The organism is Pelagovum sp. HNIBRBA483 (genome assembly GCF_040931995.1).
Lineage (GTDB): Bacteria > Pseudomonadota > Alphaproteobacteria > Rhodobacterales > Rhodobacteraceae > JAEPMR01.
This window is the reverse complement of the sequence record NZ_CP162412.1, coordinates 1,736,900-1,762,334: the sequence shown is the minus strand read 5'-3', so window position 1 is coordinate 1,762,334 and position 25,435 is coordinate 1,736,900. Positions and strand designations below refer to the sequence as shown.

Here is a 25,435-nt window from a genome sequence, read left to right as displayed (position 1 = left end):
ACAATGCACTAGAATTTAACGTCAGAAGCCCTTGCAAAGGGTGCGGGTTTCTGGGTAAACGGCGCCAACGGAGCGGTGGCCGAGTGGTCGAAGGCGCACGCCTGGAAAGTGTGTAGGCGGGAGACCGTCTCCAGGGTTCGAATCCCTGTCGCTCCGCCATAATCCATTCACTTACGTTCGATGAGGTCTAAGCGCGGGCCATTCTTGGGTTAAATGGGGTCTACCAATGCCATCTGACTTTCCGACGAAGGGAGCACGCGATGCTGCGGTTCCATCGAATGTGAACTCTTCAGAAGATTGTCGCCGTGAATTCCTGCGTCCAAGAACATGTCAACGCCGAACGCCAACCAACGGCCGGCGAGCATTATTTCCGTGGCGCGCGCTTCAGGGTATCGTAAAAGTCCTCAAAAATGGCATCCCGCGCGACATCGTAGGCTTCCAGCATCATGTGCCGCGACGCATCACCTTGCCAGTAGAGGTCCTCGTTCAGATGCGGTGACGTCGTCAAATATGTGGGCACATAGGCGTCGTTGAGGAGCCACGCCACATTTATGATGTCCCAAATCACCCATGTCTTCGTCTCGTGATCAGATATTGCGTATTTCTTGTGCAAGGGATTGTTGGTGTAAAGATCCCAGAGGTAGTCTCCAATATCGCCGCGCCCATTGACGAATTTTTCCATCTCGGGATGTGAAATGGTAAGTTGGGCGCCCACATGATAACCCGGCAAATAGACATGCGGCACCCCGCATTCAAAAAGCAGACGGGACGACAAGCGGTCTTGCACCAGATTCAATGACGGTTCGTTCGAAAACGGCGCATAGCTGGGAAAGCCTGACGTCCAAACCACGACGATATTGTCAATTATATCGGGTGCCATCAGCAAGGCCGAGCCGATAGTCGGCAACGCACCCATTGCGAGGATATAGACCGGACCGTCGTCACGTTTGCGTGCCTGATCAATAATGAATCGCGCGGCATCAGATTCAACGGGTTCGTCGTAGGACGGGAGGTGGCGGGGGGAGCCGCGAAAGACCTTGCCGGTTGCGTCTTCTCCGCACGCATCAAAGACGCGCAAGATTTCCTCGTATGAACGCTGTTCACCCACGTCAGCGGTAACAAATTCTATGTCATCTGCGGTTCTTCCATCCGCTAGAAGCCGCTTTGCCCAGCCTGCGAATGGGCCAACGAACTTGCTATCATGGTTGCTCTCAGCGCCGGACTGTAGAGCGGCGACGGCCTGGTAAAGGCCCTCGCGATGATGCGTGAAAGAAAATGGAGCTGCGGTCACACCTTCGAGCCGCATGCGATCTTGTGACAAAAGTGCCCATGCCACCGCGTATTGATCGTCGATTTCATTCGCGGTGTCGGTATCGATAATGACCCTTGGCATCGCCCCGGGACGCGCAAGGCGTTGCTTCATCAAGCTGGGATCAAGCGGTTTGAACAGCCTGACGGCCTCTTCCAATGTGGTCATGTGAAAACCTTCCTAGTTTCCGAAACCTTTTCCAAAGGCTTCTTCCTTGATGAAACGTTCGGTGATGAGTAGCAGGATGATGCCAGGCACGGTCACCACCAGCGTGATGCCTGCCGCCGACGCATCCAATGTCCCGCCAGAAATCTTCGAGAACAAAAGGGTGGGAAGCGTGATGATCTTTCCTTGCCCCATGAAGAACGTCAGCAGGAAGATGTTGGTCGACACCAGAAACGTGAAGAGTGCGCCCGCGACAACACCAGGAAGCAGCATCGGCAAAGTGACCATGCGGAGGATTTGCCAGCGGTTCGCGCCAAGGATCATCGCCTGTTCCTCGAAATCGCGGCCAAGCCCCTGATATACGGCTGTCAGCATCCGGATCATGTAAGGGATCGTCGGGATAAGATGAACGATGATGATGCCGAGGTAGGTGCCTGCCAGACCGATATAGATAAAGATCATCAATAAGGCGATGCCGATGGCTGCCTCGGGTACGATCAAGGGCATTGATAGGAAGAATTCGAAAGATGATTTTCCACGGAATTTCTCGCGTGCAAGGACGCGGGCGGCAGGGAGGCAAATCATCAAGCAGATCACCGTTACAACACATCCGATGAAGACCGTGTTGAGCGTTGCTTCCACGACCAGACTGTAAGGTGAAAAGACGTAGTCCCAAGCAAGTGGAAGCGGTGATTTTTCACGTTGGGTGAGCCACCAGGTGCTGGGCAATAGGTCAGGCCAAGCCCAGCGGAACGCGAAGCTCTGAATGATCAGCGGGATGAATGGCCCGAGGATGAAACCGGCAACAAGCCAAAGATAGATCTTCTGAAATGGTGATAAGCGGTCGCTGAGCGCGATGACCGACGCGCGTTTATTGGCCATGATCATTGCCTCCCGATCCGTCGTTCGTAGCGGCGATAGATCGCCAGGTACGAATAGAGAATGCCGCCGGCGATAAGCGCAATGGAAACGACCGTCGCCATGCCCTGCAGTTGAAGCGTGTAATCGGCATCGTTGAAATACCGCCATGCGACGACCGGCAACGTGTCAGGGAAGCCGCCACCGAGGATGAACGGTGCTTCAAATGCGCCGATGTTAAAAGCAAAAATGATGAGGGTCGACGAGATCACGCCGGGTAGGATCTGCGGCAACGTAACCTGAAAAAAGATCTGCCGTTTATTTGCGCCAAGGATTGCTGCGGCCTCTTCAGTTTCTCGTCCAACCCCGAGAAGAACTGCATAGATCGTCAGTGCAACGAACGGTGTCTGTTTCCAGACGTAGACCGCAATAATTCCCCAGCCCATATGGGTTTTCAAAATCTGCGGAAATTGCGAAGGGTCGTCGATCATCCCGACAAAAGCCATCAGCCGTGACAGCATGCCACCATTGCCCAGCATGATAACAGCCAGCGCAATCCCAACGGTGTAGGGGATCATGAGTGGGAGTTTGTAGAGATACTTATACAGCGTTTTGGACGGGAACTTGCGCACCAGTGCAAGCGCCAAAAGAATCCCGAATATGAGTGAGAGAACGGTTGAGACAATCGCGTAATAGAGCGTCAGCCAAAGCGATGTCCAAAATGAAGCGTCGCCCCAAAGGGCGCCAAAGTAGGTGAAATCAGGAAATGTGTTGACGCCGAACCACGGCGCAAAACCCAGTGATTGCGCAACGCCAAGAACCAAAGCGCCCCCAAACAGGACGACGAGCACGATCATGACCGGCATCAGCTGAAGCCACATCAATCGTTTTTCTCGACGCAGACGCGCCAATTCATGGGTGTTGCTCATCCGGTGATCTCCCCTTGAAGGAGGCCCCTGCGCAGGGCAGGGGCCACGCGTTTGCGTTACTACTTCAGGTTTGCCACCGCGCGTTCTACGATCACGTCGATCGGATCGGAGCTGTCGCGCTCGATGTACTCCAGCCAAGTGGCTTCGATGACATCAACCAGCGTCGCGTTCGTGTCTGGCGCTGTGTTTGCGTCCAGTTCCGCCTGAGTGATGCCAACAAACCCAGGTGACGCCTCGGTCAGTGCGGCAACCGCATTATCCGCAAGAAGCCACGGATCGATTCCCGGAGGCATGCCAGCGATCTCCAGCTTAGAGGCCTGTGCCGCAACCGACGCCATGTAGTTCGTCATGACCAATGCCGCGGCAGGATTGGGGGCATTTGCCGGGATAACGAGATAGTTCTTGTTCTTGATCATGTTGCCTTCTGGAAAGACGAACTGTTCAGCGCCTTCAGGATAGGTGCCGTCACGCAAGCCGACGGCCACACGATAAAGGCCGAAGCCACAAGAGAAATCGATCTCACCATTTAAGAACAGACCATCCTGCGCCGAGGGGTCTTCAGGGTACCGTGCGTTTCCGCTCGCCCCGCCCAAAACCAAGCCATCCAGTTCCTTCAGATACTCAAGGCCAGGGGTGATCAATCGGGCCAGCTCGGCCGCGCCAAGCTCGTCAACCGAGCTTTGGAACGGCACCGCGCCGTTTCCATCTGGGTTGTGAGCGTAGACAGCCGCCTGGACAAAGGTATTCCCGATATAATGGGGCGGTTTGACATAGGAAAACTTGCCGGGATTGGCGGTCAGGTAGTCCTTCAGTTCGGCAAACGTGTTCGGGATGTCGTCCTCGGCCACCCGGGCGGTATTCACCGCGCAAACATACTGTTCGCCAGACCAGGGCATTTCGGATGCGTTGGTTTCGATGCCAAAGTCACGCAGGTTCAAGAGTGCACGCGGATCTTCAGCGTTCCACTCGATATTCGCGCTGTTTGGCAGCTTGTCTGCGAAGGCGCCAAACAGGGCGTTCTGCCGTTTTAGGGTGGCAAAGTTTTCACCATTGACCCAAATCGCGTCTACGCTGCCTTCCCCGAGGCCCTTGCCAGCGCCAAGCTCTGCCAGAACGAGGTCGACGGCATCCTTGGTGCCGGTGATACGCACCGGGTTCAGTGTGACACCCGACTCTGCAAGGCCCGGCGTCGCAAAACGATCCATCCAGATGTTGATCTGATCGCTTCCGCCCCAATAGTAGAGGTTGACGACACCCTCTTCCTTGGCGCGGGCTTCGATGTCCTCCCATGTGGCATTACCGGACGTGACAGCGTCGCGGAACGCCTCAAGATCCTGCGCCATTGCGGTGCTGCTCATCAGCCCCCCAATCAGCGCGACCGTATAGCTTAGCTTCTTCATGGTCTTCTCCTCCTAGGTTTCGATACGTTCAGGCAGTCCCTTTGATGGCCCAGATGCGTTCGGGCGAAATTGACAGCCAGACCGGACGACCGACGTCGACGATCCGCCGAGATTGTTCTGTGACGTTCACCGTATTGCCGCCACACGTCACGCCGTAGGTGATGTTGGCGCCAAAGAAATCTCGGGTAGCTATTGTTCCCTCAACGACGTTCTGGGCTCCTTCCGGTTGCTCCAAATGCAGGTCAATTGCCTCGCTTCGCAGCATGACGGATTGGCTTCCCTCTGGAGGATTTCCGTTGAGCGTAAGCGTACCGAATTCCAGCACAGCAGAGTTTCCGCTGATCTGCGCGGGAAACACATTGGTAGCTCCCATGAAGTCCGCGATCTCAATGCTGTTGGGGTGCTTGTAGAGTGTGTCCGGCGTATCGAATTGCGCCAGTTTGCCGTCAAAGATTACCGCAACGCGGTCAGCCAGTTCCATCGCCTCGATCTGGTCATGGGTGACGAATATCGTTGTAATGCCAAGGCGCTGTTGCAGATCTCGGATGAACCGCCGCATCTCGCCGCGTAGCTTCGTGTCAAGGTTCGCCAGTGGTTCGTCCATCATCAGAACGGACGGGTTTGTAATCAAGGTACGAGCGATCGCCACACGCTGCATCTGTCCGCCCGATAGCTGAGCTGGGAACCTGTGACGAAACTGCTGAAGTTGCACGACATCGAGGATCTCTTCGAGCCGCTCAGCCGCTTCGGTCTTGCCCACCCCGCGTACCTTTAGGCCAAAAAGGACGTTCTTCTCGACTGTCATATGCGGAAATAGGGCATACCGCTGGAATACCATGCCGACGTTGCGATCTTGCACAGGGACTTCGGATACGTCCTTCCCATCGAAGCAAATCTGACCTGCCGAAGGGATCTCTAATCCGGCAATCATGCGAAGTGTTGTGGTCTTGCCGCATCCCGACGGGCCAAGCAAGGCCACAAGCTCGCCCGACGCAATGTCGAGGTCGATGTTAGAGATGGCGGTAAAAGATCCAAAGTCCTTGCGAACGCCCTTCAGCAGAACTGTGGTCATATTGCGCTCCCTCGTGGCAGAGAGTTGTGAGCTGGAAGGACTGGCAAAGCCGAAAGCCCGCACCACCCGCAAAATTCGTCAAAAACAGCGCGATGGCGCCCCGGCAAAAGGATGAAGTGATGCTCAAGCCCGTGCTCCAGCACAGTCGTGACCACGTCGCGCGCGCTGCGTGGGCCAACCTCATCAGAAAAGCGCCCAACCCATCCCCGACACCCGGTAAAGCCAGAGGCCGGTCCTTCGGCGACTTCGCCTTCAATTGCAAAGTATGCAGTACCGTTGCGGGCCACTCTCAGGACCGTGCAAGCCCCATAGGCAAATTCGAAGTCGGCAATGGCGCCATAGATCGGGCCGGCATCCGTCCCGCGCCCGATCATCGGGTGATTGATCCAACTCGCGTTATCACGCGCCATGTACAGCGGCCCACCGCCGCCATGCCACATCAAAATCTGGTCATTCTCAAGGTCCGGGGATGTCATGTCGTGCAGACAGCCGACCTTTCCGGTCAGGGATTTTGCAACAAGCTGCGTAACGGCGCCGAGGATGTCGCCTTCGGAGGCAATGGGCAGACGGTCAGCCTCTTCCAGCCAACTGAAAGCCGCGCCAGGGTGCATTCCTGGGCTCTTCTGCAGTGCTGGCCAGTCCGAGACGGCCAGAGCATCGTAACCACCTTCGGCCGCAATTCGCCGCAGCGAAAGCGCAGCCCTGGCCGTAAGGTTCATTTGGTCGTCCGAAACCCCCTTAACCGACGCTGCCTGGGTCATGCGCGCAAGTTCGGTGGCAACATCCGCATCGGACTGCGCTTCCATCAGGTCGGTCATGTGGTGGATATCAATGTGTTCTGACCAGACACCCAGCTGCCGGAACAAACTGTCTGACGATACTTCCATGTTGTAGAACGTCATCGCCAGACCACCGATGACGCCGATGCGCGCCCCGTTCAGCGCCTTTCGCGCTGTCAGGGCTTGGATGGTCTGTCCCAAACGCTCGGCAAGTGCATCGTCACCGGGAGCGCCCAAATACCATTGTACAGGGTAGGCCTTCAGGTCGCGTACACCCCGCGCAATGGACATGGACATATTGAGTGAGACGAAGTTATTCAGCTGAATGTCATCCACCAATGTTGGTTCGGGCGTTGCCCATACCCCAAGCGGCAGATCAATCCGGGCCAATTCTCGGATCACGTCGCCCATCGTGAAGCCGCCGTGCAGAAGTAAGATGAAATCCGCACCCTTTTCGCTCATTTCCTGCGCCGCGGCGCGTGCTTCTGCTGCGTTCATCGGGATGGCGCCGGCCGTGACTACGGAGGCGCCTTGCGCCGTTGCAAGTGCCTCAAGCCAATCGCCACATGCGTGAAATACTCCGTGCTTCTGCGGGAAGTAGCTCGGAAGCGATGCATTTATGAGGCCGATCGTTAGTGACATAAGCTGATCACTCAGGAAGTCTGGCGAGGGGCAGGCCCAGCCAGATCAAATGTTATTGGTCCTTTGCGATAGACCTGATCGAAGAAAACCGGACGCCCATCTGAATCGAAGGCGGTACATGCTTGGGACAGGATCGGTGTGCCAGGTTCGAGCTTTAACAGCCGCGCCATCTCAGGGTCTGGGATTATGCTGTCCATAGACTCGCAGGCGCTGGTCCACGCCAACTCAAAGACCTGTCGCAAGATGCGCAAAATCGATTGGTTTTGACCCGACTCCGGAAAGTCGCTCTCGAGAATTCTCGGTGCGCGGCGCCGTGGGATCCAGGTCTGGGTGAGCATCGTCGGCTGCCCATCCACGGTTCGCAATCGCTCGACCATCGACAATGGCTCATCAAAGAAGCTCTTTACCGACGCGGGCACTTGTTCCGCATGCGCCTCCAAACGCAGGAGTTTCGCGCCCGGCACGCGACCCTCGCGAAGGATCTGATCCGTGTAAGACGCAAGGCAGGTCGTCGTGGGCGGAGATACTGCCGCAACATTGTAGCCGCTGCCTTGACGAGAGGTCAGATACCCATCGCGCACCAACAGCTCTAGCGCTTTTCTCACGGTGACACGGCTGACCCCGAAGGACTTGGACATTTCGCTTTCGGTGGGAAGGCGCATTCCAATGACATACTGACCGGACTGCAACCGGCTTAGAATTTCATCCTGAACCTGTTTGTACTTTGCATTTTCCATAGAGCTTCCTCCCAGGTCACGGATGACGTTCTCGGTTCTGCGTAAAGTCGAAGGCGGGTTCCCCAGCTATCGTTGTCGATTCACATTAGTATTAACAAATTAAACCTGTCAATATGAATTATCCTTCCGCAATCTTCGCTTTGGGTTCGGGAAGGCGGATGGTGAGCCAAAGGCCAAGAAGGCAAATCAAGATGCATCCAAGGAGCGCAAAACGCAGGTCGCCCGTCATCTCCAGCACCCAGCCGGCGCCCCACGGGCCGAGCAATCCTGCGACGCCCCAGCCCGTGAATACCCAGCCAAAAGCACTTGGAAACGCTGAACCAGAGAAGTGCCTCGATACGAGCAAAGGCGTTTGAGATGCGACTTGACCGTAGGAAAAAGCTATTAAGAACAGCCACGCCACGATCATGACCGGAGCCGTGGCAAAGCCGAGAGCGGTCAAAGATAGTATCGAGGCCGAGAGGGCGCCCAGGATGCCCGGCTTTGGGCCGCACCAAGAGGCAACTGCCGAGGCCGAAAGTCTGCCTGCTGTGTTGCCAGCGGCAGCTGCAAAGATCGCGGCGGCTTGGCTTGCGGGGTTCGTTACTAAGAAGTTCGATGCCAGCCCTAGGACGATCAAGCCGGCGCATGATCCAGTCGCGAAAACCATCCAGAGTATCAGGATTGTCCTGCCTGGATTGACAAAAATATGTTTATTATCAGCTACTAAACTGTATTCGTGTGGTTTTTGCGTGGTTAGCAAGTTGGCGGTCGCAACAAATGCGAGGCAACATAGTGCTGGGAGCGTCGACCAAACTGACCAGCCCAGCGCGGCGAGCCAGATGCCCATCGGGCCAAAAACCGCACCACCTAATCCGAAAGCCGCCACGCTAATCGGCACGAAGAGATTTGGGCGGCGCGATGCAGAGGCATGTGCAATCGCAAGGCTGTAAATGGCGCCCGACGAAAACCCGAACCCAATGCCGTAGGTCACTACAAATATGCCAAAACTTGGCGCCACGCATGAGGCGGCAAGGCTCGCCGCTGCGAGCGCCGTTGCGAAGGAAAGGCGGTAACGGCTCGGAATGCGGCCTAACAGCATTGGGCTGAGCAATACACCGATTGTGAAGCTCGCGAGCGCAAACGAAAAAACCATCGATGCCAGCCCGCTGCCGACGTTGAACGCGATCTGTACGGTCGGTGATAAGCCGGACCAACCATAGAGGCTGCCGCCACCGAAGCAGCCCAAGATCGGCAGGGTGGCGTTCATCCAAGATTGGTTAGAACCCGTCAAGCCTTGGGTCTCCAAAGCGATTTGCGTATACAGACTTGTATGAACAAATTTTATGAGTCAATATAAAAGTCAGGAGGAACAGACCTTGGTTCTCGTGATCGGAGCAGCATTGACGCCATTCAACCGGCGACGCGATGGATCGAGCTTTCGCGATTGGTCGCTTCAGGCGTTCACCAACGCGCTGCAGATGTCGGGTCTTGGTCCCGGTGACATCGACGCCCTGATCGTATCTTCTGAGAGCGACTTTTTCACCTTGCAGCTCAACCCTGCATCCGTGCTCGCGCAAGATCTTGGCCTGGTAGGTGCCGCGACACTTCGTGTTGAGGGCGGTGGCGGGTCTGGACAATTCGCGGTCCATGCTGGGGTTGAGCGGATCCTGTCGGGGCGGTCCAAGCGGGTGGCGGTCGTGGGGGTCGATCCTTCGGCGAGTGCGCTCGGCGGCTACAGTATCCGAGAATTATATGGCTACTCTTTTGATTTTTGGACCGATGGCTTGTCGGGCGCCACATCGACCGCGTTATATGCACTGTCATGGCAGGCTTTCGCGGCGGTGACCGGAGGGTCCGAAGAGGATCTTGCCCTCATTACCGCCAAAAACCGCAGGAATGCGCAGCACAATCCTGGCGCACATCTTCCAAGAGATCATAGTTTCGCTGAAATCAACGCCTCACCGCTGATTGCTTCACCGTATCGGCGCCTGCATTGTTCGCCGCTAAGTGATGGCGCTGCCGCCCTCATCCTTTGCTCCGAGGATGCAGCGCCTGAGGCCCGTAAGGACGTCGCGCCGCTGATCATGGGGCTTGGCGCTGGATCGGACCTACCGGGGCTGGGGCACCGGTCCGCTCCGGGTTTCTTTAGGGCCAAGTCCAACGCCGCTGCGCGCGGGCTGGCAATGGCAGGCATCAGCGCTTCCGACATTGCTCTGGCCGAAGTCTACGACGCCTATGCAGGTGCCGAATTGCAGGCGATTGCCGCGCTTGGCCTTGTCGATGATCCCCTCGCGGCCCTGCGTGACGGGGTATTTGACGCAGACGGGGCGTGTCCCATCAACCTGTCCGGCGGTCTTATGGGGCAGGGCGCGCCGGTGGGCGCAACCGGAGTGGGCCAAGCGGCAACCTGTGCTCTACTCCTAGAGGGGCGCTACCATCCGGATTTACAGCCAAAGTCCCCCCTTGGTTATGCTCTGGCCGAGTCCCACGGTGGCCTTGCCACAACCTGTGCTGTCACGGTTCTGGGCGCGGGGGCGAATGCATGAAACACCGACTTACGCTTGACTATGAACTGGCTGAAGGCTGGTTGAGCCCTTGGATCGATGGCCTTCGCAAGGGTCAGGCCGTGGCATCACATTGCTCGGCGTGCCACTCATCTCGTTTCCCGCCTCTTCGAACATGTCCCAACTGTCGCGCGCAATCGGATAGCTGGATCTCCCTTTCGGGACGTGCAGAAGTCCTCTTTCGCACGTCCGGGGCCGATGGTGATTTTGTGCTCGCCCAGTTCGAAGGGGCTGAAGGCTCCACGGTGCTACGCGCCGACCACCTGCCATTCGGCGCGGAACTTGGCAGATTGCGCGCCAGTATCGACGGCCCCCCCTCTCTACAGCTGGAATCGGATGACACCAGATGACCAATGCGCTCGAAACCCTCGGCCAAGACCGCTTGGCCGAACTCAATCTGATGAAAAACTCAGAGGGGTATTTCGATATTACATGGCCAGCGGACTACAACCTCTACGGCGCCACCGTTGGGCGATATCTTGATCCGGAGCATCGTGACCGCCCCGCGATGATCTTTGAAGACAGCGAAGGCAACGTCATTCGAATGACATTCGCGGAAGTGGATGCCGCCGCCACTGGGCTTGCTGCGAAACTTCGGGATCTGGGGTATGGCAAAGGTGATCCGGTCGCGCTTCATACTGGGCAGCATCCCGATACGGCGATTGGCCATATGGCAATCTGCAAAATCGGCGGTATCGCAGTGACTCTATCGCAGCTTTATGGCCCCGATACATTGGCACATGCGCTTAACGATTGTGAGGCAGCCGTTATCCTGACGTGTCGCACTGCATGGGAGCCCCTGAGGTCAGAAACCTTTCCGCATCTGACTCACGTCCTTATGCGTGATCCCGGCGCGGACGATTTTGACCTTGAAGCGGCAATGAACACGGTTCCAGATGACTTTGAGCCAGCGTTTGGCGGGGCCAATGACCCAGCCCTGTTGATGTATACCTCGGGTTCCACCGGCAAGCCAAAGGGCATCATTCATGCGCATCGTATTCTTGCTGCCTATACGCCCTCGATAAATTTGTTCTTTGACCTTTCGATTGAGGATGAGGACGCTGTATTCTGGTCACCGTCTGATTGGGCTTGGGTCGGTGGCCTGCTTGATATGCTGTTTCCTGCGTGGATGGCAGGGCGACCTGTTGTGACCTCGCTCGAGCGGTTCAACGCTGAATATGCCTACGATTTCATGAGCCGGCACCGTGTTACGCATACATTTCTCGCCCCCACGGCAATCAAACGGTTGGCTCAAATAGCCAACCCTCGCGAGCAGTATGATCTGTCACTGCGGGTCATCTGCACCGGCGGCGAGGCACTGGCCTCCGAAACGCTCAACTGGGCCGAAACCAAACTGGGTGTCGTGTGCAACGAGTTCTACGGCATGACCGAGGTCAATCACCTGATTGGAAACTGCGCCGCGCTCTACCCGCGCAAGCCGGGGTCGATGGGGCGCGCTTATCCCGGCCACAAGGTTCTTCTGGTTGACGCGGACGGTCAGGAAGTTGCCGATGGTGAACCTGGTGAAGTGGTGACGCCACTAAGCTCGCCAACCCAATTCCTTGGCTATTACAACAATTCGGAAAAGACCGACGAGATGAAGCTGGGCGACTACTGGCGCACGCATGATCTCGCGATACGGGATGAAGACGGGTATTTTTGGTACAAGGGGCGGTCAGACGATCTCATCAAGTCGTCTGGATACCGCATCGGCCCGGCTGAGATTGAGGAATGTCTTCTTTCGCACGGGAGCGTCGCAGAGGTAGCGGTGATCGCAAAGCCTGATCTCGACCGAGGGTCCATCGTCAAAGCAATCGTCAAAACGCGGGCAGGTGTGACAGGCGATGACGCTCTGGCCCAGTCGCTGAAGGACCATGTAAAGACCCGATTGGCTGGCTATAAGGCTCCGCGAGAGGTCGAGTTCGTCGATGCTTTCGAGTTGACATCTTCTGGCAAGATCAGCCGGCGCGCCCTGCGCGAAAGGGAACAGGCACGGATGATGTCTCATGTCTAACCATGCACTCTTCCCGAAAAGTGCGGTCTTTAGCCCCGCCGGACAAACCCTCCGCACAAGCGCGGAAAAAGGTGAAAGTGCCGACGCCATCAATGTTTTGAACCCATCCGATGGAGGTGGCGTGACAACGATCGTGCAGCTTGGCGCTGATGAACCAAGCGTCGCGTTGACGGGGGCAAAAGATGCGTTTGATGCTGTCCCTTGGATGGCCATATCGGCGGGTGATCGCGGGCGCGCCCGTTTTCACGCTGAATACCGAGGGAGCCGCTCTATCAATGGAAGGATCCATCATCGATGACGACTGATCCAGAAGAACTCAAGAAACGCGCGTCAATCATCGAGCATTGCCGCAAGTTGAACAGCAGCGGGCTAAATCAGGGCACCTCTGGGAACATTTCCATTCGGCACGGGGATGGAATGTTGATCTCGCCCGCTTCGCGCCCCTACGACAGCATGACCCCGGAAGATATTGTTTATGTTGCATTCGGCGGAGAGGCGACAGGCCGCTGGAACCCGTCGAGCGAGTGGCGGTTCCATCACGATATTTTGGCTGCGCGACCGGATGTGATGGCGGTTGTGCATGCGCATCCGACTTATTGCACGGTTCTATCAATCCACGGCCGCGAAATTCCTGCAATTCACTACATGATGGCCATCTTCGGCGGGCCAAACATCCGCGTGGCCCCATACGCGATTTACGGCAGTCAGGAGCTTTCGGATTTTGCGGTATCTGCATTGAAAGATCGCACCGCTTGTCTGCTTGAGCACCATGGGATGATCGCCGTCGGCTCCTCCATGGAGCAAGCATTTTGGATGGCGACCGAGCTAGAGACGCTGGCGCGGCAATATCACGGAGCCTTGCAAATCGGCGAGCCTCCACTGTTATCGGATCAGCAAATTCAGGACGTTATCGACAAGATTGCAGGCTACGGCCTCAGCGACACTGCCAAGAAGGAGCCCGCAGATGCCAAGCCATGATTTTTCCGCCGTCGGATTCGTGGTCCTCGACGTTCTTTGTCGCTACGCTGAAGAAATGCCGCCACCAGGTGGCGCGACCTTTGTTGAGCAAATCACGATGACGGTCGCTGGAACGGCGGGAGCAACAGCGGTCGATTGCGCAATTCTGGGATTGAACGGACAACTGGTCGCGCGCGTCGGAAATGATGACATGGGTGAGTTCCTTCGCCGGAAGATCGCAGCATACGGCGTCAATACTGACTTGATTCAAATTGACGACACCATTCAGACTTCTGCCAGCATGTTACCAATCCGGCCAGACGGATCGCGTTCGGGTTTCTTCGTTCCAGGTACGACCGAGACGCTTACAATTACACCAGAGCAATTTGACGATGTTCTAGACGCCGAGATTATCCACCTTGGCGGCAGTGGTTTGCTGACGGCACTTGATGGGGCACCCTCGCTGGCGCTTCTTAAGCGCGCGCGGGAACTGGGCCGCACCACCGTCTTTGACCTGATCCAAGCCACGCCAGAAACGATTGCCTGTGTGAAGCCTTTGCTGCCCTACATCGACTATTTTGTCCCCTCGATCGTTGAGGCGGCGGCGATGGCGGGCGAAACGGATCCTGCAACCGTGGCGCGATGGTTCAAGTCGCAAGGTGTCAGGAACGCCATTCTAACCCTAGAAGGTGATGGCGTTTGGGTCGATCCGGAAGAGGGCGCGCCATTTCATCTCCCCGCACACGAAATAGATGTGGTCGATACCACTGGCTGCGGTGACAGCTTCACCGCCGGAATCATCGTTGGTCTGTCCAAGGGGTGGTCAATCCGAGAAGCTGCCCGTTTTGCAAACGCTGTAGCCGCGAAAGTTGCGATGGGTTTGGGTTCAATGGGCCAGCTTTCCTCCTTTGAGGATACGATTGAGGCGATGAACACTTGGCCGCTTCGTCAATAGGGGTTCTATCGGATCAAATCGGCGAGGGATCTGATCAGACGGCAACGCCTACATCGGCTCCAATTAGAGAAACTTAGCTCGAGGTGGGCAGGGTAAGGCGGTGCTTCATGGTAGGGCGAAATGCGCCCCATATAAGCACTCAAGTACCAGTCCTACGATCATCCGCGGTGCAAACCCTGAGAAATTTGATGCCGTGTTACGGTCAGCTCTGCGTGAGTTCGGACGCAATGATCGGCAGGTGTTTCGTCGCTGGCTCTACACCAGAATTGCGTGCCCCCAATTCCCCCATCCTTGCGATGCGCATCGGCAGCACTGCCTCCGTCAGACGATCAGCATGAGTGGTTTTGTGGCGAACCATTCTGGCAACCAACCCGCCTTTTCAGCCATAGCCATGCCCACAAAGATCAAAATGACCGCCAATACAAAAGCCGCCTTCCGCGCCGGCGGCGGGTTCTGCGCTAACCGTTTGGCGCGAAGGAGCAGCCGGATCTGGTTCATCCATCCTCGCCGACGAAACGCACCTTGCCAATAAAGCCCAAGTTGCGGTTCCGCTGGGCGTAGTCGATCCCGTAACCGACAACGAACTCATCAGGGATCTCAAAACCGGTCCAATCCGCTTTGAAATCCACCTCCCGCCGCGCTGGCTTATCCAAGAGCGCAATGGTGCGGAGGCGGGCAGGGTGGCGCGTTCCGAGATATTCCGTGATATGCGAAAGCGTATGCCCTGTATCGACGATATCCTCGACAACAAGCACATCACGCCCCTCGATCTGCCCGCGTAAGTCTTTAAGAATTCGCACCTCTCGTGTCGATTCCATTCCGTCGCCATATGATGACGCCTCGATGAAATCGACCTCGATGGGCAAGTCCAACTCCCGCACGAGATCGGCGATAAAGACGAAAGACCCTCGCAAAAGTCCGACGACTACAAGCTTGTCGGTATCTTCAAACTCGCTGCTAATGTCTCGCGCCAACTCTTCGATCCGTGCGGCAATGGATTTTGCCGAGATCATCTCGTCGATGACATATGCTGGCTTGGACATGGACAGTCTTCCTTTGTCTTTCGATTCATGGGTTGATTTCCACACCCATCTCTACGACATCACGGTAACGCAATCCAGACGAAGACCGAGCCGCATGCCCAAGCATTCCGAAACGAGAAAACTACCGTACAGCGCGCAGCAAATGTACGATCTCGTCGCGGATGTCGCCAGCTACCCGAAGTTCCTCCCCTGGACCGCGGCCGCCCGCATCCGCTCACGAACCCAACACGAAGATTATGAGATTATGCTCGCGGATCTAGTGGTGAGTTTCAAAGTGTTCCGCGAGTCGTTTGGCAGTCGCGTGGTACTTTGGCGTGACGTGAAGAAAATCGACACGTCATACATTGATGGCCCGTTCCACCACCTTGAAAGCACTTGGCAGTTCACGGAATGCGCAGGCGGTTGCGAGGTGTTCTTCTCGGTCGATTTCGAGTTCAAGAACCGCCTTCTACAGGGCGCGGCAGGCATGTTCTTCAACGAGGCTATGCACCGCATCGTTTCTGCCTTCGAGGCGCGCGCCAAAGAGCTTTACGGCTAAGGCACAAAAAAGCCGGCCCCACGTCGAAACGGAGCCGGCTTCGAAAAGTTTTGGCGGATTACGAATTGAATTCGTAGGCCCGTTCTCCGTGGACGCTCAGGTCCAGACCGTTTGTCTCTGTCTCCTGATCAACCCGCAGCGGCGTGATCGCTTTCACGATCATGATCAGAACCGACGTCGCAACAATGGTAAACACACCGACGATAATCAAGCTGCCCAGCTGCGCCGCCCAGCTGCCAGCGCCGAAGGCCGCAATCATGATCGTTCCAAAAATGCCACCAACGCCATGTACTGCAAAAACGTCTAGCGTATCGTCGATCTTGAGCCAGTTCCGGATCACATTGACCGCTTCCTGACACAGCACACCAGCAATCGCGCCAATGACCAGCGCCTCAACGGGGCCAACAAAGCCGGATGCAGGCGTGATCGAGGCCAGACCGGCAATCGTTCCTGTCACGATGCCAACAAGCGATGCGCGGCCAAACTTGATCTTTTCCCACAGCGCCCAAGAAAGAGACGCAGTCGCGGCAGAGATATGCGTCACGGTCAGTGCCATCGCCGCTCCACCATCAGCCGCCAATTGCGACCCGCCATTGAAGCCGAACCAACCAACCCAAAGCATCGCGGCACCGATCATCACAATCCCAGGGTTATGCGGTGGTGTGGTGCGGTTTTTGCGCGGTCCAAGGAAGACAGCCAGCAAGAGCGCGGCGATACCCGCCGTTTCGTGAACGACGATGCCACCGGCAAAGTCCTTCACGCCGGTTTCACCGAAGATCCCGCCATCGGCGAGGAACCCACCGCCCCAGATCCAGTGTGTCACTGGCGCATAAACGAACAGCATCCACAAAGCAGAGAACAGCAACACAAAACCGAAACCGATCCGTTCCACATAAGCGCCGACAATCAGCGCGGGCGTGATAATCGCAAAAGTCATCTGGAAGGCAAAGAAGAGCACCTCTGGCAAAGTGCCTGACAGACTGTCGGCCGTGATGCCGTTCAAGAACATCTTACCAAGCCCGCCCCAGATCGCGTTACCGTCGCCAAAGGCGATAGAGTAGCCGGCAACCAACCACAAAATGCTCATCAAACAGGCAATCGCGTAGCAGTGCATAAATACGCTGAGCACATTTCGTGCACGCACAAGCCCGCCGTAAAAGAGCGCAAGGCCCGGCAATGTCATGAAGAGGACAAGTGCCGTTGCCACAATAATCCAGGCGGTATCTGCTCCGTTCATGGATCTTTCCTTCCGAGGTTATCTTGATTTTGGGGCAGAAAGCCCGAACCAACAGCGGAGAAAAGAAGCAATGTTTAGATTAAGTGCCAAAAACATACGCAATTCTGAAAAAGCCTAAAAAGAAGGCGTAATTTAGGGCAGGTGCGCGTTATTTAGCCAAAACGTGTTCGCAGGCTGTGAGGAGGAGTTCCAGCGCATGATCGCGGGCTTTCGTCCGTACCTCCGCACGCCCCAACGCGCCGAATTCTATCGTTTCGGTCTGGCAGCGACCATCTGAGGCGAGGCCGAAACAGACCCGTCCCTCGGGCTTGAACTCAGATCCACCTGGCCCTGCGATGCCGGTGATTGAGACAACGACTGTCGCGTTGGAATTCTTCAGGGCGCCGTGCGCCATTTCCCGCGCAACCGGCTCCGAGACGGCGCCATGCGCATCGAGCGTCGTTGCGGATACACCAAGCATCTCCTGTTTCGCTTCATTGGTGTAGGTGACGAAGCCGCGGTCGAAAATGGCAGAGCTGCCGGCCCAATCAGTTATCGCCGCTGCCACCATGCCGCCGGTGCAGCTCTCGGCAGTGGCGATCTGCACACCTGCCATCCGAGCCTTTTCCAAGAGGCGCTGTCCGAGGGGCGCTACATCAGCCATAGATGCGCAACACCTGCCAAGACCACCACTCCAATCGACGCGAAAATACCTGCGAAAACATCGTCGAGCATCACGCCCACCGCGGTTTCCTTCCGGTCGGCCCAGCCGATCGGCCCGGGCTTCCAGATGTCAAACAGCCGGAACAGGATAAAGGCCGCGACCCAGCCGGGCCAGAGGGCCGTGATCTCCACCTGCGCATTGCTGGCACCAATTACGACTGGCAACAGCGCCACCCACTGGCCGACAACTTCATCAACCACCACGCATGAAGGATCGTGATCGCCGGTTTCTGCGGCCATATGTTCTGTTGCCTTCACCCCTGCGAAGAACACCACAACACCCAAAACAATGAGCAGCCAATAACCGCCCGCTTCATAGATCAGCCACGCGAGAGGCAATGCCGCCAGTGATCCCCATGTCCCCGGCGCCGGCCTGAGGTATCCAGTGTAGCAGACTGTCGCGATCAGTTTGTTCATTCGCTCTTCCCGATCAATGTGGCGGTGGCCAGTGCCGCAATGCCTTCTTCACGTCCGGTGAAGCCCAGTTTTTCGGAAGTGGTCGCCTTCACCCCGATCCGGCTCTCATCAAGCTGCATGATCTCGGCGAGGGCTCCGCGCATGGCCGCCTGATGCGGGCCGATCTTGGGCTGCTCGCAGACCAAAGTGCAATCAACGTTTGAAATACGGTAGCCCATTTCCGTGGCCAAAGCGCAAGCATGCCGGAGGAAGATATGGCTTTCCGCGCCTTTCCATTGCGGGTCGGACGGTGGGAAATGCTGTCCAATGTCGCCTTTGCCAAGCGCGCCATAAATCGCATCAGTAATTGCGTGCATGCCCACATCCGCATCCGAATGACCGATTAGGCTCTTGATGTGCGGCACCTTTACCCCACAAAGCCAAACATGATCGCCTTCCCCGAAGCGGTGAACATCGTAGCCATTGCCCGTGCGTATATCCATATCAACCGTCGCTTTCAGAAAGGGCGCCACAAGTGCAAAATCCTCGGGCCGCGTGATTTTAATGTTGGCCTCGTCGCCTTCCACGATGACCACGTCCATCCCCGCACGCCGCGCCACTTCCACATCGTCAGCAGCAGGCGTGTCCTGCTCTTGATGTGCTGCATAGATTGCCTCGAAGTGAAATCCCTGCGGTGTTTGCGCCCGAAACAGAGCGTTACGCGGGACAACGCCACGCACATGGCCGAACTCGCCCTTCCACAGCGCGTCACTTACCGGAATCGCCGGCGCGGCGGCGGCGGCGGTTTCGAGCGCTGCCAGTACGCGGCGGGTGACTTCCGGCCGCAGGTTGGGGCGGGCGCCGTCATGTATGAGTACATTTTTGGGTCGGTCGTCATATGCCGCGAGCGCCGCCAAGCCAGCGCGTACGGAGTCGTCTCGATTGGCCCCGCCAGCCACGAGCAGGGCGCCAGAATGCCCCAATATTTCTGTAGCTTGCTGCATGTCGTCTTTGTGGACCACGATGGCGATGCGGCGGATCTCAGCCAAATTTGCAAGCGCCTCGAAGGCATGCGTGAGCACGGGTCGTCCGGCGAGCATCCGCCATTGCTTCGGTATCCCGCCGCCTGCGCGGATGCCGCGTCCCGCCGCAACGATGACCGCATCTGTCGTCATGCCAACTCCACTCTCATTGCGTTCTCATACTTTCCGGATGCTGGCGATGAAATAGATTGTTCAGAAATGTTTGTGGTTAAAAAATAGGCAAAGTAATATTTATGCACAAAAAATGCACTGTTTTGATTGTAGCCCGTCGATTGGGCGTCTACATGATCTGTAGTCGCGTCAACCGGTGAAGAATTGTGCAACCCGCCCCGCTTTCAATAGGAGATCTCATTCTTGAGCCGCCAGTGGCGCTTGCGCCGCTTGCCGGGATCACTGATCTGCCTTTCCGTCAGCTTGTCGCGCGGTTTGGAGTTGGCTGGGTCGTCTCGGAGATGGTCGCCAGCCAGGAAATGGTGCAGGCCAGGCCCGGCGTTCGCGAACGCGCCGAGATCGGCGCAGATCAAGCGCGTACCGCCGTGCAGATCGCGGGCCGCGAAGCCTATTGGATGGCCGAAGCCGCGCGCCAGCTCGAAGGGCAGGGCGCCCGTCTGATCGACATCAACATGGGATGCCCCGCAAAGAAGGTCACGAACGGCTACTCCGGCTCGGCCCTTCTCAAGGATCTCGATCACGCGGTGTCTTTGATCGAAGCGGTCGTCAGCGCCGTTTCCATCCCCGTAACGCTCAAAACGCGCCTTGGTTGGGATGATACGCTGCTCAACGCCCCTGAACTGGCCGCGCGGGCAGAGGCCGCCGGAGTTAAGATGCTCACGATTCATGGCCGCACCCGCTGTCAATTTTACAAGGGCAGGGCCGATTGGGCTGCGATCCGTGCGGTCGTCACGGCGGTGAAAATTCCCGTCATCGCCAATGGCGACATCACCGATGCAGCAGCAGCGTTGCAAGCGATGTCGGCGTCTGGTGCATCTGGTGTGATGGTCGGTCGTGGGGCGCAGGGGCGCCCTTGGATGCCGGCTCTGATCGCGTTTCGGCTTTTTGGCACACCCGCTCCGGTGATCCCGCGCGGCGCGGCGCTCGTCGAGATGGTGAAAGGCCATTATGAAGCGATGCTCTCCTTCTACGGCACTGATCTCGGTTCCCGCGTCGCCCGCAAACATCTGGGTTGGTACATGGACGACGCGGGCACACCCGCTTCGCTGCGTCGCAAAATCCTTACGGCCTCCCCCAAAGAGGTGTTTTTGAACCTTGAAGACGCGCTGCTCTGTCCGGAAAGTGAGCCAGTATGATTGTCGATAAACCTCTCTGGGTGTCTCTTCCTGTCCCCGCTTTGCTGCTTGGTGCGGATGATCGCATTCTCGACACCAACCCCGCCGCTGAAAGCTTTCTCAACCTCTCCGCCAAATCCCTGATCGGTGCGCCGGTTTGGGACAAGGTGATGATCGACAGTCCGCTCGAGGAGGCCTTCGTCCGCGCGCGCGCCAATCTCTCCTCGCTCTTCGTTAATGATGTGGATGTCGGCTCCGGCGAGCGCCCGCCTATGCAATGCAACATCCAGTTCGCCCCTCTGACCGGCAGCGACAACATCATGATCATGATGATCAGCCCCCGCGAAATCGCGAGCCGAATGACGACGAATGCCCATTCCGGCAGAGCCGCGAAATCCGCCATCGGCATGGCCGAAATGCTCGCGCACGAGATCAAGAACCCGCTCGCAGGTATCACCGGCGCCGCGCAGCTTTTGTCAATGAACCTGCCGCCCGAGGATCAGGAATTGACCGATCTCATCGTCGAAGAAAGCCGCCGCATCGTGAAGCTGCTCGAGCAGGTCGAACAGTTTGGCAATCTCCGTCCGGCTGAGCGCAGACCCGTCAACATCCACGATGTGCTCGACCGCGCACGTCAGTCCGCGTCCGTGGGCTTCGGGGCGCATATGATGTTCATCGAGGATTACGACCCATCCCTGCCTCCAACCTTCGCGGACGGCGATCAACTGCTTCAGGTCTTTCTCAACTTGCTGAAGAACGCCTCCGAGGCAGGCGGGGACGGCGGCTCCATCCGCTTGCGTACATTCTACGATCCGTCGCTGCGCATCCGTCGGGCGGATGGCAACCACGCAAGATTGCCGCTTCAGGTCGAGGTGGTCGACGATGGCCCCGGTTTGCCGCCCGAGATCGCGGGCGATGTATTCGAGCCTTTCGTCTCAGGGCGCGAGAACGGCACCGGCCTTGGCCTTGCGCTGGTGTCAAAACTCATTGGCGATATCGGAGGTTGGATATCTGTCGATTCTTCTCCGGGCAAAACGGTGTTCCGCATTTCCTTGCCCCTTGTGCCCCGCGACCTTTCCCACACTTCCGATAAAGGAGACAGCTGATGGACGGGACCGTCTTGGTCGCTGATGATGACCGCACCATTCGTACTGTGCTCACCCAAGCGCTGACCCGCGCTGGATGCAAGGTACACGCCACCTCCTCCATGATGACCCTGATGCGCTGGGTCGAAGAGGGAAAAGGCGATCTGGTCATCTCGGATGTCGTCATGCCCGATGGCAACGGTCTTGAGCAGTTGCCAAAGATCGCCGAAGCGCGGCCAGGTCTGCCGGTGATCATCATCTCCGCTCAGAACACGATCATGACCGCCATTCAGGCCGCCGAGGCCGAGGCATATGACTACCTGCCTAAACCGTTCGACCTCCCCGATCTGATGAAGCGTGCGGCCCGTGCGTTAGAGGTCAAGCGCCGTGCGCCAAGCCAGCGCGAAAGTATCCCTGATGACCGCTCGACAGACCTACCGCTGGTCGGACGGACCCCAGCGATGCAGGCGCTCTACCGTGTCGTTGCGCGGGTGATGAACGCACCGTTGCCGGTTCTGATTACCGGCGAGAGCGGCACCGGAAAATCCCTCATCGCGCGCGCAATCCATGATTTCTCGGATCGTCGTAACGCGCCATTCGTTGTGGTCAGCGCTTCTGATCTCCAAGGCATGGATGGCCCTGCCAGCGTTCTTGCGCGTGCTCGCAGCGGGTCGATCCTGTTTGACGAAGTGGGCGATCTCGATGACGCGACCCAAGGCCGGATCGTTCGTATGTTGGACGTGCTTGATGATACCTCTCCGCGGATTATGGCCACCAGTCAGGATGATCTGACCACCCGTATTCAAAATGGCACCTTCCGCGAAGATCTCTATTACCGTTTGAGCGGCGTAACCCTCGCTGTTCCTGCCTTGCGTGAGCGGGTCGATGACATTCCACTCCTCGCTGAACACTTCCTGTTGAAGGCCGAGAAAGATGGCTTCCCGCTACGCCGTCTAGGGCGGGAAGCTGTCGATCTGACCCGCGCCTACAGCTGGCCGGGTAACGTCCGGCAACTGGAAAACGCCATGCGCAGGCTCGTTGTGACCGCCGCGGAAGAAGAGATCACACGCGCCGAAATGGAACTGATGCTTTCCAACCAGCCCGCAATGGAACCGCTGCGTGGGGAGAGCGAGGGCGACCGTCTTTCTGCCTCCGTTGGGCGGCACCTCCGCCGATATTTCGATCTGCACGGCGGCGCATTGCCTCCACCCGGTCTTTATCAGCGTATCTTGCGCGAAGTTGAGGGCCCGCTGCTCGAAATCGCATTGGATGCAACCGGCGGAAATCAGGCCAAATGCGCTGATCTTCTTGGGATTAACCGCAATACATTGCGAAAGAAGATCACCGACCTCGATATTGAGGTGACACGCCGCCGCAAATTGATGTAAAACCGCAACACAATGTGTCCATCATGCCGCATCCATGAGTCGCGGTGATGAAAAAGCGGGGTTCACCCGCGGAACAGGCGGATTTGTTGCTACGAGCGGGAACTGGTCTGAGTTTATCTCGTGTCGCACATTTGCGGCGGCGTAAAGGTGTTCAAAACGCCTTGACGCTGAGCTTGGTGGTGCTCGGTCCCGTGCTCGCAGGGCTGACATTTATCGTGCTCGGGCCGCTTGACCAAGGCGCCAGTGCGTTGGGGCTAAGGCTGACGCTCCTTGCGGATTTGGTCTACGTCTTGCTGATCGCAGCGCTGGTCATGCAGCGGGTTGCGCGCATGATTGCCGCCCGCCGCGCCAAATCTGCTGGCTCGCGGCTGCACTTGCGCCTGACAGGTGTTTTCGCGCTATTGGCGCTGATCCCAACTATCCTCGTCGCTGTCTTCGCCACCCTTTCCATCAATATCGGTCTTGAAGGCTGGTTTTCCGATCGCGTGCGCAATGTGCTCGCGACCTCCCTTCGTGCTGCACAAGCCTATGAGGAAGAGCACCGCAGCGAATTGCAGCGCGATGGTCTGGCCCTTGCTGCCTATCTGAACACTGAGCGGCAGGCGACCTTCTTCATGAGCGACGGCGAGGTACGCCAAGCGCTCGGAAGAGTACAGGCGCAAATCGAACGCGGTTTGAGCGAAGTCTTTGTCCTGGATGGCGCAGGCGAGATAACCGCCCGCGGCACGCGCTCATATCTTTTTGACTATGAACCCGTCACGTCCGCCGAGATCGACACTGCCCTGCGCGAGGGCATCCTAATTATCGAAGATTGGGAAAATAACGAGTTCCGCGCCCTGATCCCGCTGGAAACCTTCGTGGATCGTTTCCTCTTCGTTAGCCGCGAGGTGGATGGCGAGATTCTCTCGCTTCTGGACGATACCCGCGAAACAGTTGGCCTCTACGAGCAGCTTGAAGCGGATCGCGGGCGTCTCCTCTTCGAGTTTGGCCTCTTGTACCTTGGCTTTGCCGCGATCCTCATTCTCGCCGCCATTTGGCTTGGGCTGTGGTTTGCCGAGCGTCTCTCGCGCCCCGTTGGGCGCCTTGTCACGGCTTCGCAGCAGGTCGGTGCAGGGGATCTCAACGTCCGCGTGATCGAAGACGACGGCGATGATGAGATTTCGCTTCTTGGCAAAAACTTCAATGATATGACGGCCCAATTGCGGGAGCAGCGTGACCGTCTCGTCGAAAACAGCCGCCAGATCGAACGGCGCGGGCGCTTGTTCGACTCTGTTCTCAGTTCCATCACCTCCGGTGTGGTTGGGCTTGATGCATCCGGTGATATTGCTTTCGTCAACAAGAGCGCCACGCGTCTGCTTGATATCGCTAAAGATGATCATGGCACACACGCGCTTTCTGTTGCCGTTCCTGAATTCGGCCCGCTCTTCGACCGTCTCCGCGCCGAAGGGCGCGAAGTGGTGCAAGATCAAATCAATTTGGTCCGCAACGGTCAGCAGGAATCGCTTCTGGTCCGGCTATCGACGCGGCGCGGGGACGACGCCAAACTGGAAGGCTATGTCGTCGCCTTTGACGACATCACGAACCTTGTGTCAGCACAGCGCTTGGCCGCTTGGGGCGATGTCGCGCGCAGGATTGCGCATGAGATCAAGAACCCGCTCACCCCGATCCAGCTTTCAGCCGAGCGGATCAAACGCAAATTCACGCCCGCGCTCGGCGATGATGGCGCTGATCTAGCTCAGATGACCGACGTTATTGTAAGGCAAACCAATGACTTGCGGCGCATTGTTGATGAATTTTCAAAATTTGCGCGGATGCCGGAACCCGATCGGATCCGCAATAATTTACGCGCGGTTCTCGCCGATGTTCTCTCGCTACAGGAGGCAGGGCAACCCGACGTTGCCTTTACTGTCGCGCTGCCTGATGCAGAAATAGAGGCGGATATCGATGCGACGATGATCACTCAAGCCTTCACAAATCTATTGAAGAATGCCGGTGAAGCTATTGAAACAAGGGTAGAAAAGTCTGTTACTCTTCCTGTAGATCCGCAAATCCGTGTTTCCCTGACGGTCGATGGCGCCACGGCACGGATCCAGATCGAAGATAACGGAATTGGTCTGCCGGAGGACCGTGCAAAGCTTTTCGAGCCTTATGTGACCACCCGCGACAAGGGAACCGGCCTCGGCTTGCCAATCGTGAAGAAGATCATCGAGGAACATGGCGGAACTCTGGTTCTGGAAACCGCCGAGGCCTTCGATGGAACCGGCCACGCAGGCGCGCGGGTCGTTGTGATTTTGCCAGTACTCGAAGCCGCAGCCAATAGCGTCACGGGCAGTGAAGAAAAAGGATGAGGATGA

General features: G+C 57.2%; 25 protein-coding genes and 1 tRNA gene. 12 read left to right on the top strand and 14 right to left on the bottom strand.

Features of this window, described 5'->3' with window-relative positions; genetic code table 11:
* Positions 1-69: 69 nt before the first annotated feature.
* Positions 70-159 (top strand) — tRNA-Ser (locus AB1E42_RS08730).
* Between the two features lie 205 nt (positions 160-364).
* On the opposite strand, the gene AB1E42_RS08725 is transcribed toward AB1E42_RS08730, so the two are convergent.
* From AB1E42_RS08725 to AB1E42_RS08690, 8 genes are all read right to left on the bottom strand, one after another.
* Positions 365-1,477 carry a nucleoside hydrolase gene (locus tag AB1E42_RS08725; protein WP_368343861.1) on the bottom strand — a complete coding sequence of 371 codons (1,113 nt, stop codon included), beginning with the start codon at positions 1,475-1,477 and terminating at the stop codon, positions 365-367.
* 12 nt (positions 1,478-1,489) lie between these two features.
* The gene (locus AB1E42_RS08720; protein ID WP_368343860.1) at positions 1,490-2,356 is read right to left on the bottom strand and encodes an ABC transporter permease; all 867 of its coding nucleotides are present in this window, start codon (positions 2,354-2,356) and stop codon (positions 1,490-1,492) included.
* 2 nt (positions 2,357-2,358) lie between these two features.
* Positions 2,359-3,261 (bottom strand): ABC transporter permease, encoded by a 903-nt coding sequence (locus AB1E42_RS08715; protein ID WP_368343859.1) that lies wholly within the window; start codon positions 3,259-3,261, stop codon positions 2,359-2,361.
* Positions 3,262-3,320: 59 nt separating this feature from the next.
* On the bottom strand, positions 3,321-4,661 hold the full coding sequence (locus AB1E42_RS08710; RefSeq protein WP_368343858.1) for an ABC transporter substrate-binding protein: 1,341 nt from the start codon (positions 4,659-4,661) through the stop codon (positions 3,321-3,323).
* Between the two features lie 28 nt (positions 4,662-4,689).
* A complete protein-coding gene (locus AB1E42_RS08705; RefSeq protein WP_368343857.1) occupies positions 4,690-5,733 on the bottom strand; it encodes an ABC transporter ATP-binding protein in 1,044 nt (347 codons plus the stop codon).
* Entirely contained in the window at positions 5,730-7,154 is a 1,425-nt protein-coding gene (locus AB1E42_RS08700) for an L-fucose/L-arabinose isomerase family protein (RefSeq protein ID WP_368343856.1), read from the bottom strand. The genes AB1E42_RS08705 and AB1E42_RS08700 overlap by 4 nt, the downstream gene beginning before the upstream one ends.
* A gap of 11 nt (positions 7,155-7,165) precedes the next feature.
* Positions 7,166-7,891 (bottom strand): GntR family transcriptional regulator, encoded by a 726-nt coding sequence (locus AB1E42_RS08695; protein WP_368343855.1) that lies wholly within the window; start codon positions 7,889-7,891, stop codon positions 7,166-7,168.
* A gap of 118 nt (positions 7,892-8,009) precedes the next feature.
* Positions 8,010-9,140, bottom strand: a complete 1,131-nt coding sequence (locus AB1E42_RS08690) for a hypothetical protein (protein WP_368343854.1) — start codon at positions 9,138-9,140, stop codon at positions 8,010-8,012.
* Between the two features lie 76 nt (positions 9,141-9,216).
* Here AB1E42_RS08690 and AB1E42_RS08685 point away from each other — a divergent pair, with 76 nt between their 5' ends.
* The 6 genes from AB1E42_RS08685 to AB1E42_RS08660 are packed head-to-tail and all read left to right on the top strand — an operon-like array spanning position 9,217 to position 14,363.
* Positions 9,217-10,419 (top strand): thiolase family protein, encoded by a 1,203-nt coding sequence (locus AB1E42_RS08685; RefSeq protein WP_368343853.1) that lies wholly within the window; start codon positions 9,217-9,219, stop codon positions 10,417-10,419.
* On the top strand, positions 10,416-10,787 hold the full coding sequence (locus AB1E42_RS08680) for a Zn-ribbon domain-containing OB-fold protein (protein ID WP_368343852.1): 372 nt from the start codon (positions 10,416-10,418) through the stop codon (positions 10,785-10,787). The genes AB1E42_RS08685 and AB1E42_RS08680 overlap by 4 nt, the downstream gene beginning before the upstream one ends.
* Positions 10,784-12,451, top strand: a complete 1,668-nt coding sequence (locus tag AB1E42_RS08675) for an acyl-CoA synthetase (RefSeq protein WP_368343851.1) — start codon at positions 10,784-10,786, stop codon at positions 12,449-12,451. The genes AB1E42_RS08680 and AB1E42_RS08675 overlap by 4 nt, the downstream gene beginning before the upstream one ends.
* Positions 12,444-12,749 (top strand): hypothetical protein, encoded by a 306-nt coding sequence (locus AB1E42_RS08670; RefSeq protein WP_368343850.1) that lies wholly within the window; start codon positions 12,444-12,446, stop codon positions 12,747-12,749. Before AB1E42_RS08675 ends, AB1E42_RS08670 begins: the two co-directional genes overlap by 8 nt.
* Positions 12,746-13,429 carry a class II aldolase/adducin family protein gene (locus tag AB1E42_RS08665; RefSeq protein ID WP_368343849.1) on the top strand — a complete coding sequence of 228 codons (684 nt, stop codon included), beginning with the start codon at positions 12,746-12,748 and terminating at the stop codon, positions 13,427-13,429. Before AB1E42_RS08670 ends, AB1E42_RS08665 begins: the two co-directional genes overlap by 4 nt.
* Complete coding sequence (locus AB1E42_RS08660) at positions 13,416-14,363, top strand: carbohydrate kinase family protein (protein WP_368343848.1); 948 nt, start codon at positions 13,416-13,418, stop codon at positions 14,361-14,363. The genes AB1E42_RS08665 and AB1E42_RS08660 overlap by 14 nt, the downstream gene beginning before the upstream one ends.
* A 321-nt stretch (positions 14,364-14,684) precedes the next feature.
* Here AB1E42_RS08660 and AB1E42_RS08655 read toward each other — a convergent pair whose 3' ends face one another.
* Together AB1E42_RS08655 and hpt are read right to left on the bottom strand one after the other, a co-directional pair.
* The gene (locus tag AB1E42_RS08655) at positions 14,685-14,861 is read right to left on the bottom strand and encodes a hypothetical protein (RefSeq protein ID WP_368343847.1); all 177 of its coding nucleotides are present in this window, start codon (positions 14,859-14,861) and stop codon (positions 14,685-14,687) included.
* Positions 14,858-15,406 (bottom strand): hypoxanthine phosphoribosyltransferase, encoded by a 549-nt coding sequence (hpt, locus tag AB1E42_RS08650; RefSeq protein ID WP_368343846.1) that lies wholly within the window; start codon positions 15,404-15,406, stop codon positions 14,858-14,860. Before hpt ends, AB1E42_RS08655 begins: the two co-directional genes overlap by 4 nt.
* Positions 15,407-15,500: 94 nt before the next feature.
* Here hpt and AB1E42_RS08645 point away from each other — a divergent pair, with 94 nt between their 5' ends.
* Entirely contained in the window at positions 15,501-15,944 is a 444-nt protein-coding gene (locus tag AB1E42_RS08645) for a type II toxin-antitoxin system RatA family toxin (protein WP_368343845.1), read from the top strand.
* A gap of 58 nt (positions 15,945-16,002) precedes the next feature.
* Here AB1E42_RS08645 and AB1E42_RS08640 read toward each other — a convergent pair whose 3' ends face one another.
* The 4 genes from AB1E42_RS08640 to AB1E42_RS08625 all read right to left on the bottom strand — a co-directional run bounded on the left by AB1E42_RS08640 (position 16,003) and on the right by AB1E42_RS08625 (position 19,454).
* The gene (locus tag AB1E42_RS08640) at positions 16,003-17,181 is read right to left on the bottom strand and encodes an ammonium transporter (RefSeq protein WP_368343844.1); all 1,179 of its coding nucleotides are present in this window, start codon (positions 17,179-17,181) and stop codon (positions 16,003-16,005) included.
* A 148-nt stretch (positions 17,182-17,329) separates the two neighbouring features.
* A complete protein-coding gene (locus tag AB1E42_RS08635) occupies positions 17,330-17,824 on the bottom strand; it encodes a CinA family protein (RefSeq protein ID WP_368343843.1) in 495 nt (164 codons plus the stop codon).
* Complete coding sequence (locus tag AB1E42_RS08630; protein WP_368343842.1) at positions 17,812-18,300, bottom strand: phosphatidylglycerophosphatase A; 489 nt, start codon at positions 18,298-18,300, stop codon at positions 17,812-17,814. Before AB1E42_RS08630 ends, AB1E42_RS08635 begins: the two co-directional genes overlap by 13 nt.
* Complete coding sequence (locus tag AB1E42_RS08625; RefSeq protein ID WP_368343841.1) at positions 18,297-19,454, bottom strand: bifunctional 2-C-methyl-D-erythritol 4-phosphate cytidylyltransferase/2-C-methyl-D-erythritol 2,4-cyclodiphosphate synthase; 1,158 nt, start codon at positions 19,452-19,454, stop codon at positions 18,297-18,299. Before AB1E42_RS08625 ends, AB1E42_RS08630 begins: the two co-directional genes overlap by 4 nt.
* Positions 19,455-19,636: 182 nt before the next feature.
* Between AB1E42_RS08625 and dusB the strand changes: the two genes are divergently transcribed.
* From dusB to AB1E42_RS08605, 4 genes are all read left to right on the top strand, one after another.
* Positions 19,637-20,629 (top strand): tRNA dihydrouridine synthase DusB, encoded by a 993-nt coding sequence (gene dusB, locus AB1E42_RS08620; RefSeq protein ID WP_368346398.1) that lies wholly within the window; start codon positions 19,637-19,639, stop codon positions 20,627-20,629.
* Positions 20,626-21,714: a nitrogen regulation protein NR(II) gene (locus AB1E42_RS08615; RefSeq protein WP_368343840.1), complete on the top strand. Its 1,089-nt coding sequence runs from the start codon at positions 20,626-20,628 to the stop codon at positions 21,712-21,714. The genes dusB and AB1E42_RS08615 overlap by 4 nt, the downstream gene beginning before the upstream one ends.
* Positions 21,714-23,081, top strand: a complete 1,368-nt coding sequence (locus AB1E42_RS08610; RefSeq protein WP_368343839.1) for a response regulator — start codon at positions 21,714-21,716, stop codon at positions 23,079-23,081. The genes AB1E42_RS08615 and AB1E42_RS08610 overlap by 1 nt, the downstream gene beginning before the upstream one ends.
* A 161-nt stretch (positions 23,082-23,242) precedes the next feature.
* A complete protein-coding gene (locus AB1E42_RS08605) occupies positions 23,243-25,429 on the top strand; it encodes an ATP-binding protein (RefSeq protein WP_368343838.1) in 2,187 nt (728 codons plus the stop codon).
* Positions 25,430-25,435: the final 6 nt, after the last annotated feature.